The sequence below is a fragment of the Curtobacterium sp. 314Chir4.1 genome (genome assembly GCF_900215175.1).
GTDB lineage: Bacteria > Actinomycetota > Actinomycetes > Actinomycetales > Microbacteriaceae > Curtobacterium > Curtobacterium pusillum_A.
Genome location: NZ_OCMI01000004.1, coordinates 516,305 through 528,983 on the forward strand (window position 1 = coordinate 516,305; position 12,679 = coordinate 528,983).

The window sequence follows — 12,679 nt, forward strand, 5'->3', positions numbered from 1 at the left end:
TCGACCGGAACCACCCTCGGTGTACACGGCGGACAGTGGGGCCCGACACCGGACGCTCCTACCATCGCCGCATGACCTCCACCGCTGCACCCTCGATCAGCGCCGCCCCCGGTGGCCCCTCGCTGCCCCAGGAACGCCGGCTCGTCACCGAGGTGCCCGGCCCGCGCTCGCAGGAGCTGTTCGCGCGGAAGTCCGCGGCCGTCGCGGCCGGGGTCGGCGTCGCCGTGCCGATCGCCGTCGTCGCCGCGGGCGGTGGCGTGGTTGTCGACGCGGACGGCAACTCACTCATCGACCTCGGTTCCGGCATCGCCGTGACGAGCGTCGGCAACGCGCACCCCGGAGTCGTCGCCGCCGTGCAGGAGCAGGTCGCCGCGTTCACCCACACGTGCTTCACGATCACCGCGTACGACGGGTACGTCGCCGTCGCCGAGGCACTCAACCGCCTGACCCCCGGCGACCACGAGAAGCGGACCGCCCTGTTCAACTCCGGCGCCGAGGCCGTCGAGAACGCGGTGAAGATCGCCCGGAAGCACACCGGTCGGCAGGCCGTCGTCGTGTTCGACCACGCGTACCACGGCCGCACGAACCTCACGATGGCGCTCACCGCGAAGAACCAGCCCTACAAGAACGGCTTCGGTCCCTTCGCCCCCGAGGTCTACCGCGTCCCGATGTCGTACCCGTTCCGCGACGGGCTCACCGGCGCCGAGGCGGCGAAGCGCGCGATCAGCCAGATCGAGAAGCAGGTCGGCGCGGAGAACACCGCCGCGGTGCTCATCGAGCCGATCCAGGGCGAGGGCGGCTTCGTCGTCCCGGCACCGGGGTTCCTCACCGCCCTGTCGGAGTGGACCACGGCGAACGACGTCGTGTTCATCGCCGACGAGGTGCAGACCGGCTTCGCCCGCACCGGGGCGATGTTCGCCAGCGAGCACGAGGGGATCGTCCCCGACGTCGTGACCACCGCGAAGGGGATGGCCGGGGGGCTGCCGCTCTCCGCGGTCACCGGCCGCGCCGAGATCATGGACTCCGCCCACGTCGGCGGCCTCGGCGGGACGTACGGCGGCAACCCGGTGGCCTGCGCCGCCGCGCTCGCCGCCATCGACGCGTTCGAGCACGACGGACTCGTCGGGCGAGCGGAGGCGATCGGCACGCTCCTGGTCGACCGGCTCCGCACCGCCCAGGCATCAGACCCCCGGATCGGCGACGTCCGCGGGCGCGGCGCGATGGTCGCGATCGAACTCGTCGACCCCGCGACCGGCGACCCGGACCCCGGACTCACCGGCGCGGTCGTGCGGTACGCGTACGAGCACGGCGTCATCGCACTGACCGCCGGCACCCACGGCAACGTCGTGCGCTTCCTCCCCCCACTCGCGATCGACGACGCGCTGCTCGGTGAGGGCCTCGACGTCGTCCTGGAAGGTCTGGCAACCGCATGACTACCACGGCACCCACGACCACGGCGACCGCCACCGCGTGGCCCGCCGTCCCCGACGCGACCGGACCAGCCGCCGAACAGGCCGTGCTCGACCGGGTCCCCACGGGCCTCCTGGTCGACGGCACCTGGCAGCAGGCGGCCGACGGCGCGACGTTCCCCGTCGTCGACCCGTCCACCGGGGAGACGCTCCTGCGGATCGCCGACGCCACCGTGGACGACGGCCGGCGGGCGCTCGACGCCGCGCACGCGGCGAAGGACGGCTGGGCGACCACCCCGCCGCGCCGGCGTGCCGAGGTCCTCCGCCGGGCGTTCGACCTGCTCCAGGACCGTCGCGAGGAGTTCGCGCTCCTGATGACGCTCGAGATGGGCAAGCCGCTCGCCGAGGCCCGTGGCGAGGTCACGTACGGCGGCGAGTTCCTCCGCTGGTTCTCCGAGGAAGCGGTCCGCATCGGCGGGTCCTACGGCACCAACCCCGAGGGCACCGGCCGGGCGATCGTCACGCACAAGCCCGTCGGTCCGGCGTTCCTCATCACGCCGTGGAACTTCCCCCTCGCGATGGCCACCCGCAAGATCGCGCCGGCGCTCGCCGCCGGGTGCACCGTCGTCGTGAAGCCGGCCGAGCTCACCCCGCTCACCACGCTGCTCTTCGCCGACCTGCTGCTCGAGGCCGGTGTGCCGGCGGGTGTCGTCAACGTCGTGCCGACCACGCACGCGGTCGCGCTGTCCGAGCCGCTGATCGCCGACCCGCGCCTGCGGAAGCTGTCCTTCACCGGGTCCACGCCGGTCGGCCGGACGCTCCTGACGCAGGCCGCACAGACCGTGCTGCGGACGAGCATGGAACTCGGCGGCAACGCCCCCTTCCTGGTGTTCGAGGACGCCGACCTCGACCTCGCGGTGGACGCAGCCCTCGCCGCGAAGTTCCGCAACACCGGGCAGGCGTGCACCGCGGCGAACCGGTTCCTCGTGCACGAGGACGTCGCCGAGGAGTTCGCCCGCCGGGTCACCGAGCGCGTCGAGGCGATGCCCGTCGGTCGCGGTACCGAGGACGGTGTCGCCATCGGCCCGCTGATCGACCAGCGCGCGGTCGACAAGGCGCACCGCCTGGTCACCGACGCCGTCGAGCGCGGTGCCGTCCTGCGCACCGGCGGACACCCCGTGGAGGGGCCTGGGACCTTCTACGCACCGACCGTCCTGACCGACGTGCAACCCGGCAGCGAGCTGCTCCGCGACGAGATCTTCGGGCCCGTCCTGGCGATCCGGACGTTCCGCACCGAGGACGAGGCCGTGACGGCCGCGAACGACACGGAGTACGGTCTCGTCGGCTACGCCTGCACGTCCGACGCGGCTCGCGGGCAGCGGCTGATGGAGCGGCTCGAGACGGGCATGCTGGGACTCAACACCGGCGTCGTGTCGAACGCCTCCGCCCCGTTCGGCGGGGTGAAGCAGTCCGGCCTCGGTCGGGAGGGCGGCGGTGAGGGCATCGCCGAGTACCTCGAGACCATGTACACACTGACGCCCGACCCGTTCGGGCGCACGAAGGGAACGCAGCGATGACCATCGAGAAGGACGTCGTCATCATCGGCGCCGGCGTGACCGGACTCACCGCCGCGAACCGCATCGTCGCCGAGGGCCGGACCGTCGCCGTGCTCGAGGCCCGCGACCGCGTCGGTGGCCGCACGTGGACGAACGACATCGAGGGCGTCACGCTCGAGATCGGCGGCCAGTGGGTCTCCCCGGACCAGACCGCCCTGCTCGAGACCCTCGACGAACTCGGTCTCGCAACGTACGACCGCTACCGCGAGGGCTCCAGCGTCTACGTCGACGAGCACGGCACCCGCACCGAGTACACCGGCGACATCTTCCCGCTGCCCGAGGCCACCGCCGCCGAGATCGAACGGCTCGTCGCCGTCGTCGACGAGTACGTGGCGACGGTCGACCCGGCCCGCCCCTGGGAGGCGCCGGGTGCCGCGGCACTCGACGAGACCTCCTTCCGCGCCTGGCTGCACACGCTCAGCGACGACCGGGTCGCCACCGACAACGTCGAGCTCTTCATCGCCGGCGCGATGCTCACGAAGCCCGCGCACGCCTTCTCGGCACTGCAGGCGCTGCTCATGGCCGCATCCGCCGGCAGCTTCACGAACCTCGTCGACGCGGACTTCATCCTGGACAAGCGCGTCGTCGGCGGCATGCAGCAGGTCTCCGAGCGCCTGGCGGAGCGCCTCGGCGACGACGTGCACCTGGACGCGCCGGTGCGCACCCTGCGCTGGGACGACGACGGCGTGGTCGCCATCGCGGACGGCGGCATCGAGGTCCGGGCACGGCAGGCGCTCGTCGCCGTGCCGCCGCCCCTGTACTCGCGCATCTCCTACGACCCGCCGCTGCCCCGCCGCCAGCACCAGCTGCACCAGCACCTGTCGATGGGCTTCGTCATCAAGGTGCACGCGGTCTACGACCGGCCCTTCTGGCGCGGAGCGGGCCTGTCCGGCACGGCGTTCAGCCCCTACGAGCTCGTCCACGAGGCGTACGACAACACCTCCCACGGCTCGGAGCAGGGCACCCTCGTCGGGTTCGTCTCGGACGTGCACGCCGACGACGTCTTCGCGCTGAGCGCCGAGGAGCGCAAGGCGCGCGTGCTCGCATCGCTCGCGCACTACTACGGCGACGAGGCACTCCGACCGGTCGTCTACTACGAGAGCGACTGGGGCACCGAGGAGTGGACCCGGGGCGCGTACGCGGCGAGCTTCGACCTCGGCGGTCTCGTCCGGTACGGGGCCGACCAGCGCGCGGCCGTCGGACCCATCCGGTTCGCGTCGAGCGACCTCGCCGGGCACGGGTACCAGCACGTGGACGGGGCGGTCCGGATGGGCCGCGAAGCGGCCGCGGAGATCCTCGCCTCGTTGCCGCAGCCGGCGGTGCGGTAGACCCGCCTCCAGGCCGTCACCCGGTCGCCCGGACAGACGTGTCGGTCAGTCGATGACGCGCGCCGCCGCCGCGCGTGCCGCTGCCGCCCAGGGCCGTGACGGGTCCGCCTGCGCGCTCGCCATCGCGCCGTCGTAGAGCAAGCACAGCTGCAGCGCCGTCCCGTCGACGTCGGCTGCGTCCGTCTCGGCGAGCAGCGACGCGAAGAGCGTCCTGACCCAGTCGCGGTGCTCGAGCGTGACCGCGTGCGTCGGGTGGCCGGCGCCGTACTCCGCCTCGACGTTGATGAACGGACAGCCGCGGTAGCTCGGTTCGTCGAACCATTCGCCGAGCAGATCGAACACCGCGAGCACGCGCTCACGGGGCGTGCCACCCCGCTTCGGGAGCTCGGCCGCGACGTGCTCCTGCCACGACCGACTGCGCCCGCGGAGGTAGCCGAGGACGAGGTCGTCCTTCGTGCGGAAGTGCGCGTACAGGCTCGCCTTCGAGATGCCCGCGTCGGCGGCGACCTGATCGACCCCCACCGCTTGGATGCCGTGTTCGTAGAAGAGCCGGTCGGCGGTCGCAACCGCGCGCTCGTAGGCGGGACGTCGTCGAGTCCTCGTCGGGGTCGTCTCGGGCATGGTTTGACTTTACTGCACCGATCTGTACAGTTACCAGCGCATTCAACTACACCGATCTGTTCAGTTAGGAAGGCCACCATGACCACGACCGCCCTCATCACCGGTGCCACCAGCGGCATCGGCCGCGCCACTGCCGAACGCCTCGCCGCCGAGGGGATGCACGTCGTCGTCTCCGGCCGCAATGCCGAGCGCGGGGCGGCGGTCGTGCGTGCGATCCGAGCCGCGGGAGGCACCGCCGACTTCGTCCAGGCGGACCTGCGCGACGCGACGAGCGCGAACGAGCTCGCCGCGGCGGCCCTCGAGATCGGGGACGGTCGGGTGGACGTCATCGTCAACAGCGCCGGCGTCTTCCCGTTCGGCGCGACGGCTGACACCACCTCAGAGGGTTTTGACGAGGTGTACGACATCAACGTGAAGGCGCCCTACTTCCTCGTCGCCGCACTCGCTCCGGGGATGGCCGAACGGGGCGAGGGTGCGATCGTGAACGTCACGACCATGGTTGCCGAGTTCGGTGCCGCCGGGATGGGCCTGTACGGCTCGACGAAGGCGGCGCTCGTCCTACTGACGAAGTCGTGGGCGGCAGAGTTCGGCCCGTCGGGCGTGCGCGTCAACGCCGTGAGCCCCGGGCCCACGCGGACCGAGGGCACGGCGGCGATGGGGGAGAGCCTCGATCAGCTCGCGGCAGCCGGCCCTGCGGGCCGGCCTGGCTCGGCCGCGGAGATCGCCGAGGCGATCGTGTTCCTCGCGACCGACGCGGCGTCGTTCGTGCACGGCGCGGTGTTGCCGGTGGACGGCGGCCGGACCGCGGTCTGACGCGACCCACGGAAGGACTGGAGGCGCGGTGCCGGCCCGCACCGCGCCTCCAGTCCGTCACCGGCCGCCTGGACGGACGTGGCGCGACCTGCGCGTAGCGTCCCGGCCATGAGCGACACGACCCCGACGGGGAGCAGCGAGCCGACCGACGCCGAGCGGCAGTACACCGAGGACCTGCCGGACGGGTCGCCGTCCGGCGACGCCACGGAGGATCCGGCCAAGGACAGCGACCACGACTCCGGCGGTGAGCCGGCCGACCCGCAGTAGGTCGATAGTCCGACGATGCCGGGGAGACGTCCAGACGAGTGGTCGTGGCTCCGCCGGAACGGCCTCTTCCTGGCGAACGCGCTGGTGTTCCTGCTCTGCTTCGCCGGGATGGTGTTCGCCGGATGGCGGGTCTCGGACCACGATGCAGTGCTGCACGGGCAGGCGGCGGAAGGCCTGTGGGGCTTCCTCACCAGCGGCGACTTCGCCGAGGCCACGTTCGAGAACTGGGAGAGCGAGTTCCTGCAGATGGGCTCGTACGTGGTGCTGACCACGTTCCTGTTCCAGAAGGGCTCGAGTGAGTCGAAGACGCTCGACGGCGACGCCCCCCAGGATGCCGACCCTCGTGACCGTTCTCGTGACCCGCGCGCGCCTCGGCCGGTTCGGCAGGGTGGCATCGTCCTGAAGCTCTACGAGAACTCGCTCCTGCTGCTCTTCGCGGTGTTGTTCGCGAGCAGTGTCGTCGGACACGTGATCGGTGGGGCGGCGGCGTACAACGAGGAGCAGGCGGAGCACGGCGCCGCAGTCGTCACCGCCTGGCAGTACCTCGGGACGAGCCAGTTCTGGTTCGAGTCCATGCAGAACTGGCAGTCCGAGTTCCTGGTGATCTCCGTGATGGTCGTCGCAACCGTGTGGCTCCGGCAGCGCGGATCGAGCCAGTCGAAGCCGGTCGCTGCTCCGCACGCCGAGACGGGCGGTTGAGCCGCAATCGTCAACCGATGCGGATCAGCTTCTTGTTGACGAACTCGTCGGCCCCCAGGGGGCCGAGCTCGCGGCCGAAGCCGCTCGCCTTGACCCCGCCGAACGGGAGCTCGGGGCTGTCGGCGCCCACGATGTTCACGTAGACCATGCCCGCCTCGATGCGGTCCGCGACCCGGAGTGCCTGCTCGGCATCCGTGGTGAACAGGTAGGAGCCGAGCCCGTACGGGGTGTCGTTCGCGATCGTGATCGCGGCGTCCTCGTCCTCGACGCGGTAGACGGCGGCGACCGGGCCGAAGAACTCCTCGCGGTAGGCGTCGTTGTCGGGCGTGACACCCGTCAGGACCGTCGGCGTGAACGCGTTGCCCCGGCGCTCGCCGCCGGTCACGACCGTCGCGCCCTGCGCCGTCGCGGCGTCGAGCTGTTCCTGCAGTCGGTCGGCTGCCGCAGGGGAGGACAGCGGCCCGAGCTCGGCGCCGGGCGTCGTCGGGTCGGTCGGCGCGACCGCGGCCATCGCCTCGGTGAACTTCGTCAGGAAGTCGTCGTACAGGTGGTCGGCGACGAGGAACCGCTTCGCGGCGTTGCAGACCTGGCCGTTGCCCTCGAGGCGCGTGGCGACGGCGGACTCGACCACGGCGTCCAGGTCGTCGGTCGAGAGCAGGATGAACGGGTCCGAGCCGCCGAGCTCGAGCACGACCTTGGTCAGGTTCCGGCCGGCGATCTCGGCGACCGCGGCGCCGGCCCGGCCGGAGCCGGTGAGCGAGACCCCCTGGACGCGCGCGTCGGCGATGACGTCGGCCGCCTGGTCGTTCGTGGCGAAGACGTTCGTGTACGCGCCCTCGGGGAAGCCGGCGTCGTGGAAGATCCGCTCGATGGCCAGGGCCGACTCGGGGCACTGCGGGGCGTGCTTCAGCAGGACGGTGTTGCCGATCAGCAGGTTCGGGCCGGCGAACCGGGCGATCTGGTACGCCGGGAAGTTCCACGGCATGATGCCGAGCAGCACGCCGATCGAGGACTTCCGGATGAACGCGCTGCCCTCGCTGCCCGGTGCGAGGGTGATGGGCTCGTCCGCCAGGAACTCCGAGGCGTGGTCCGCGTAGTAGTCGTAGATGTCGGCGCAGAAGTCGACCTCGCCGACGGCCTGGTCGATCGGCTTCGCCATCTCCCGCACGATCGTCGCCGCGAGCTCGTCGCGACGCTCCCGGTACAGCTCGGCGACGCGGTGCAGCAGGGCGGCCCGGTCGGCGACGGTGCTGCGGTCGGCGCGGTGGGCCCGGTCCGCGGTGTCGATCGCCGCGCGGAGCTCGTCGTCCGTGATGGTGGGGAAGGTGGTCAGCACCTCGCCGGTCGTCGGGTCGGTGACGGCGTAGACGGTGGCGGTGTCGGTCATCGTTCCTCCTGTGCGTGCTGGTCGGTCAGCTGCTTGTTGACGCCCGTGACGGGCTGGTTCTCGTCGAAGCCCTTCGGCTGGATCCGGAACCCCTTCGTGATGACGAGCAGGTACACGAAGCCGATCGCGGCCCAGACGCAGCCGGCGATGAGCGCGTCGGCGTGCAGCTGAGACCAGAGAACACCGGTGAGCAGCATCGCGACGCCGGGCAGCACGATGAAGGTGAAGCGGTCGCGGGCGGTGTGCCGGCGGCCCTCGCGCCAGGCGAAGTGCACGATCACCGTCAGGTTGACGAACGTGAACGCGATGAGGGCGCCGAAGTTGATGTACGACGAGATCGTGTCGAGCGAGAACGTCATCGCGAGCAGGGTGACCGCCCCGACGACGATCACGTTGAGGATGGGGGTCCTGGTGCGCGGGCTGACGTAGCCGAAGACCTTCTTCGGCAGCACGTTGTTCCGGCCCATCACGAGCAGCATGCGGGCGACGCTCGCGTGCGAGGCCAGGCCGGACGCCAGTGCGGCGACGAACCCGGCGGCGACGAGGATCGCCTGGAAGACCCTGCCGCCGACCAGCAGGCCGATCTGGGGGAGCGGGTCGTCGGTGAACTCGCCGAAGGGGGCGTTCGTCGGGAACCGCAGCTGCGCGAAGTACGCCGAGACCAGGAAGATCAGTCCGCCGATGAGGACGGTCAGCAGGATCGCCTTCGGCATGATCCTGATGCTCTTCGCCTCTTCCGTGTACATCGTGACGGCGTCGAACCCGATGAACGAGAAGCACACGACGGTCGCCCCGGTGAGGAGCGCCGACATCGTCACGCCGTCGTGCACGAACGGCTCCGCGCTGACGATCGTGCCAGCACCGGCACCGCGCACGAGCTCGATCACGGCGAAGACCACGAACGCGATCATCGCGAGGATCGCTCCGATGAGCAGGACCATGTTGAGGTTCGAGGTGCCGCGCATCGACAGGCAGATGACCGTCGTGACGAACAGCGTGTAGACCACCACCGTCACCCAGGCGGGCAGCGCTGGGAACACCTGCTCGAGGTAGAGCCGGATGATCAGCGCGTTCACCATCGGCAGGAGCAGGTAGTCGAGGAGCGAGGCCCAGCCGACCATGAAGCCGGCGTTCGGGTGGATCGACTCCCGCACGTACGTGTACGCCGACCCGGCCGCCGGGTAGACACGGACCATCTTCCCGTAGCTCACCGCGGTGAGCAGCATGATCACGAGGGCGATGAGGTAGGCGCTCGGCACGGCGCCGTCGGTCTGGCCGGACACGATGCCGAACGTGTCGAACACCACGGTCGGGGTCATGTACCCGAGCCCGAGTCCGACGATGGCCCAGAGGCCCAGGCTCCGCTTCAGTGAGCCGCCGCGCGCCGGCGCTGCCGGTGCGGTGACCGCGATGGGTGATGCCATGTGCGTGGACTTCCCTGTCGTTCTCGGCCGGGCGACGGTGCCCGGTTCGGTTCGGAGCAACATACCGACGGTGCGTCGGACGGGGGACCTGCCGTGACGTACAGGACGTCGGTTTCGCCTGTACGCCGCGGCGGGTGCGCTACGCGGGCTGTTGCTGGGTGATGCAGTGCAGGCCCCCGCCGCGGGCGAAGACCTCGCGTGCGTCGACGGTGCGGACCTCGCGGCCCGGGTAGACGTCGGCGAGGATGCCCCGGGCGCGGTCGTCGGCCGCGGGCTCGCCGAAGCCGCACGCGATGACGGCGCCGTTCACCACGACGTGGTTCACGTAGTTCCAGTCGACCGGCCCGCCGTCGTCCGTCAGCGTCGTCGGAGCGGGGAGCTCGACGATCGTCGCGTCCGTGGCTTCCTCGATCGCACGCCGGATGAGCGGCATCACGAGGTGGTCCGGGTGACCAGGGTCCGGCTGCGCGTGCAGCAGGATCGTGTCGGTCTGCGCGCCCGCGAAGGTGGCGACCATGTCGACGTGCCCGCGGGTGCCGAGTCCGTCGTAGTCCCGGGTGAGCCCCCGGGGGAGCCAGATCGCCTCGGTGGCCCCGATCGTCCGTGCGAGCTCCTGCTCGACCCGCGCCCGGTCGGCGTAGGGGTTCCGCCGGGGGTCGAGCTGGACCGTCTCCGTGACGAGGACGGTGCCCCGGCCGTCGACGTGGATCGCCCCGCCCTCGTTGACCAGCAGCGAGGGCACCCGTTGCACGCCGGCCGCCTCGGCGACGACCGCCGCGATCGCCGCGTCGCGGGTCCAGGTCGCCCAGGCGTTCGCGCCCCAGCCGTTGAAGACCCAGTCGACCGCACCGCGCTCGCCCGTCTCGTCGTCGACGACGAACGTCGGGCCGACGTCGCGCATCCAGAAGTCGTCGAGCGGTGCTTCGAGCACCTCGACCGCCCCGGCCAGCAGGCGGTCCGCGTCGGCGCGTGCGACCGGGTCGACCACGACGGTCACGGGCTGGTACTCGCTGATGGTGTTCGCGGTGGTCGCCCAGGCGGTCCGGGCCGCCTCGGCGCTCGCCGGGTCGTCACCGAGCGTGGCGCCGGGCCGGGGGAACGCCATCCAGGTGCGTTCCTGCGGAGCCGTCTCCGCCGGCATCCGCCAGGTCACGAGTGCACCGCCCTGGAGGCACGGATCGCCTCACGCGCGCCGTACCCGTCGCGGACGGGGTCGATCTCCCGCACCAGGCCGCCGTACAGGTCGGGTCGCCTGGTCAGGTAGAAGGGGAAGAGGCGGAGCCACTCGACGCGGGCGTCGAGGTCGAGATCGGTCACGAGGACGACGTCGGCGTCGCGCGGTGCCTCGACGAGGACCCGACCGAACGGGTCCGAGACGAACGACGAGCCGTAGAACGTGATGTCCCCCTCGTCCCCCCACCGGTTCGGCACGACCATGAACTGGCCCGCGGTGATGCCGTTCGCGACGATGACCTGTCGCCAGATCGGTGCGGTGTCGAAGTCGGGGAAGGACGGTTCGGAGCCGATCGCGGTCGGGTACGCGAGGACCTCGGACCCGGCGATGCCGTACGACCGCGCGACCTCGGGGAACCACTCGTCCCAGCACGTCGGCAGGCCGAGGCGGAGGCCCGCGGCGTCGTACACGGGGAAGGGATCGGCGTCGGCGCCTGGACGGAAGTACGTGTCCTCGTAGTAGCCGGCGCTGATCGGGATGTGCGTCTTGCGGGTGCGGCCGACCAGAGTGCCGTCCGGCGCGACGAGGACCGCGGTGTTGTACCCGCGCGGGTCCTCCGGGCGGTCGTCCTCGGCGGGCCGCTCGTACAGCGAGGCGTGGACGAACACCCCGTGACGCCGGGCCTGTTCCCGCGCGAACGTGGTCGTCGGGCCGTCCGTGAGGGACTCCGCGTGCTCCTTCGGGATGCCGTCCGCGGGGGTGTCGCCCGGGTACCGGGACAGCGTGAGCTCCGGCAGGAAGACCGCGTCGGCGCCGTTCGCGGCCGCGGTGGCGATGCCGTCGGCGAGGACTCGGCGGTGCTCGTCGGGGTCGTCGACCCAGTGGGCCTGCACGAGGGCGACCCGGGCGGATCGTCGTGGAGTGCCCGTGTCCTCGTGCAGGGGCGAGCGGGGCGGCGAGCCGGTGATGACGTCCATGTCGCCATTGTTGATCATGTGATCAACGCGCACAAGACCCGATCCCGTACGACTGTGCGCTGTCAGGTCTGACGGACCGTCGAGCCGATGACGGCGAGCAGTCTGAGCCGGTCGGCACTCTCGCTGCCCGGCTCGGCCGTGTACACGAGCAGCGCCTGCGAACTGTCCGGGTCCTGCAGCACCTGGCACTGCAACGTGAGCAGGCCGACCTCCGGGTGACGGTAGTGCTTCACGTCACGCGGGCGGATGCCGACCTCGTGGCGCGCCCAGACCTCGCGGAACTCCTCGCTGGTGGCGAGGAGCCGTTCGGCCAGGTGCGCGGCACGGGAGCCCGGGCCACGGCGCGCGATGACGGTGCGGAGGCCCGAGGCGTACATCCGGGACAGGAACGGGTGGTCCTCCACCGGGTGGACGTCTCGGGACCCGGGGTCGGCGAACCACCGGTACCCGATGCTCCGGTCGTCGCCACGGCGACCACTCGCGTCACCGGTGAGCTGCGCGGCGAGGGCCGTCTGCTGCAGCGTCTCGCCGAGTTCGGTGACGATCTCGGCCGGACTGTCGGCGAGCCGGTCGAAGATGCGCATCATGCCCGGGCTGACGTGGTCGCCGCCGGACGCCGGCGTCGGGGGCTCGTGTCCGGCAAGGCGGAAGAGGTGGTCGCGCTCCGCGATCGAGAGGCGCAACCCCTGTGCGATCGACGCGAGCATCTGGTCGGACGGCTGCGGGCCGCGCTCCCGCTCCAGCCGTGCGTAGTAGTCGACGGACATGTTGCTCAGCAGCGCCGCCTCTTCGCGCCGCAGCCCGCTCGTGCGGCGGCGCTGTCCCCGCGGCAGGCCGACGTCCTCGGGCTGCAGTGCCGTCCGACGGCTGCGGAGGAAGTCCGCGAGGGACGCTCGGTCGATCATGCGCCCATCTTCTCCCGGGTGGCAGCCCGGAGCCACGGATCGTCGGGCCGTGGTTGCGC

General features: G+C 71.4%; 12 protein-coding genes. 6 read left to right on the forward strand and 6 right to left on the reverse strand.

From position 1 onward, the window contains the following. Positions 1-71 precede the first annotated feature (71 nt). From gabT to CRP27_RS15320, 3 genes are read left to right on the forward strand one after another with little or no spacing between them, the layout of a single operon-like run. Positions 72-1,433, forward strand: coding sequence for a 4-aminobutyrate--2-oxoglutarate transaminase (gabT, locus tag CRP27_RS15310; RefSeq protein WP_097181454.1), 1,362 nt, complete (start codon positions 72-74; stop codon positions 1,431-1,433). After that, the gene (locus CRP27_RS15315) at positions 1,430-2,986 is read left to right on the forward strand and encodes an NAD-dependent succinate-semialdehyde dehydrogenase (protein WP_097181455.1); all 1,557 of its coding nucleotides are present in this window, start codon (positions 1,430-1,432) and stop codon (positions 2,984-2,986) included. The genes gabT and CRP27_RS15315 overlap by 4 nt, the downstream gene beginning before the upstream one ends. Further along, positions 2,983-4,353, forward strand: a complete 1,371-nt coding sequence (locus CRP27_RS15320; RefSeq protein ID WP_097181456.1) for an NAD(P)/FAD-dependent oxidoreductase — start codon at positions 2,983-2,985, stop codon at positions 4,351-4,353. Before CRP27_RS15315 ends, CRP27_RS15320 begins: the two co-directional genes overlap by 4 nt. A 45-nt stretch (positions 4,354-4,398) precedes the next feature. Here CRP27_RS15320 and CRP27_RS15325 read toward each other — a convergent pair whose 3' ends face one another. Next, positions 4,399-4,974: a TetR/AcrR family transcriptional regulator gene (locus tag CRP27_RS15325; protein WP_097181457.1), complete on the reverse strand. Its 576-nt coding sequence runs from the start codon at positions 4,972-4,974 to the stop codon at positions 4,399-4,401. A 78-nt stretch (positions 4,975-5,052) separates the two neighbouring features. Here CRP27_RS15325 and CRP27_RS15330 point away from each other — a divergent pair, with 78 nt between their 5' ends. The 3 genes from CRP27_RS15330 to CRP27_RS15335 all read left to right on the forward strand — a co-directional run bounded on the left by CRP27_RS15330 (position 5,053) and on the right by CRP27_RS15335 (position 6,753). Further along, positions 5,053-5,787, forward strand: coding sequence for an SDR family NAD(P)-dependent oxidoreductase (locus CRP27_RS15330; RefSeq protein WP_097181458.1), 735 nt, complete (start codon positions 5,053-5,055; stop codon positions 5,785-5,787). A 108-nt stretch (positions 5,788-5,895) separates the two neighbouring features. Continuing rightward, positions 5,896-6,054: a hypothetical protein gene (locus CRP27_RS18295; protein WP_176505633.1), complete on the forward strand. Its 159-nt coding sequence runs from the start codon at positions 5,896-5,898 to the stop codon at positions 6,052-6,054. 15 nt (positions 6,055-6,069) lie between these two features. Next, positions 6,070-6,753, forward strand: a complete 684-nt coding sequence (locus CRP27_RS15335; RefSeq protein ID WP_097181459.1) for a DUF6766 family protein — start codon at positions 6,070-6,072, stop codon at positions 6,751-6,753. A 10-nt stretch (positions 6,754-6,763) separates the two neighbouring features. Here CRP27_RS15335 and CRP27_RS15340 read toward each other — a convergent pair whose 3' ends face one another. The 5 genes from CRP27_RS15340 to CRP27_RS15360 all read right to left on the reverse strand — a co-directional run bounded on the left by CRP27_RS15340 (position 6,764) and on the right by CRP27_RS15360 (position 12,620). Further along, positions 6,764-8,140: an NAD-dependent succinate-semialdehyde dehydrogenase gene (locus CRP27_RS15340; RefSeq protein ID WP_097181460.1), complete on the reverse strand. Its 1,377-nt coding sequence runs from the start codon at positions 8,138-8,140 to the stop codon at positions 6,764-6,766. Continuing rightward, complete coding sequence (locus CRP27_RS15345) at positions 8,137-9,564, reverse strand: APC family permease (RefSeq protein ID WP_097181461.1); 1,428 nt, start codon at positions 9,562-9,564, stop codon at positions 8,137-8,139. The genes CRP27_RS15340 and CRP27_RS15345 overlap by 4 nt, the downstream gene beginning before the upstream one ends. 139 nt (positions 9,565-9,703) lie before the next feature. After that, a complete protein-coding gene (locus tag CRP27_RS15350) occupies positions 9,704-10,717 on the reverse strand; it encodes an agmatine/peptidylarginine deiminase (protein ID WP_097181462.1) in 1,014 nt (337 codons plus the stop codon). Continuing rightward, a complete protein-coding gene (locus CRP27_RS15355; RefSeq protein WP_097181574.1) occupies positions 10,714-11,715 on the reverse strand; it encodes a nitrilase-related carbon-nitrogen hydrolase in 1,002 nt (333 codons plus the stop codon). The genes CRP27_RS15350 and CRP27_RS15355 overlap by 4 nt, the downstream gene beginning before the upstream one ends. Before the next feature lie 62 nt (positions 11,716-11,777). Next, positions 11,778-12,620 carry a helix-turn-helix transcriptional regulator gene (locus tag CRP27_RS15360; protein WP_097181463.1) on the reverse strand — a complete coding sequence of 281 codons (843 nt, stop codon included), beginning with the start codon at positions 12,618-12,620 and terminating at the stop codon, positions 11,778-11,780. Positions 12,621-12,679 lie beyond the last annotated feature (59 nt).

Coding starts and splice junctions, on each gene's coding strand:
- gabT (WP_097181454.1), top strand. CDS start 72: ATGACCTCCACCGCTGCACCCTCGATCAGCGCCGCCCCCGGTGGCCCC.
- CRP27_RS15315 (WP_097181455.1), top strand. CDS start 1,430: ATGACTACCACGGCACCCACGACCACGGCGACCGCCACCGCGTGGCCC.
- CRP27_RS15320 (WP_097181456.1), top strand. CDS start 2,983: ATGACCATCGAGAAGGACGTCGTCATCATCGGCGCCGGCGTGACCGGA.
- CRP27_RS15325 (WP_097181457.1), bottom strand. CDS start 4,974: ATGCCCGAGACGACCCCGACGAGGACTCGACGACGTCCCGCCTACGAG.
- CRP27_RS15330 (WP_097181458.1), top strand. CDS start 5,053: ATGACCACGACCGCCCTCATCACCGGTGCCACCAGCGGCATCGGCCGC.
- CRP27_RS18295 (WP_176505633.1), top strand. CDS start 5,896: ATGAGCGACACGACCCCGACGGGGAGCAGCGAGCCGACCGACGCCGAG.
- CRP27_RS15335 (WP_097181459.1), top strand. CDS start 6,070: ATGCCGGGGAGACGTCCAGACGAGTGGTCGTGGCTCCGCCGGAACGGC.
- CRP27_RS15340 (WP_097181460.1), bottom strand. CDS start 8,140: ATGACCGACACCGCCACCGTCTACGCCGTCACCGACCCGACGACCGGC.
- CRP27_RS15345 (WP_097181461.1), bottom strand. CDS start 9,564: ATGGCATCACCCATCGCGGTCACCGCACCGGCAGCGCCGGCGCGCGGC.
- CRP27_RS15355 (WP_097181574.1), bottom strand. CDS start 11,715: ATGGACGTCATCACCGGCTCGCCGCCCCGCTCGCCCCTGCACGAGGAC.
- CRP27_RS15360 (WP_097181463.1), bottom strand. CDS start 12,620: ATGATCGACCGAGCGTCCCTCGCGGACTTCCTCCGCAGCCGTCGGACG.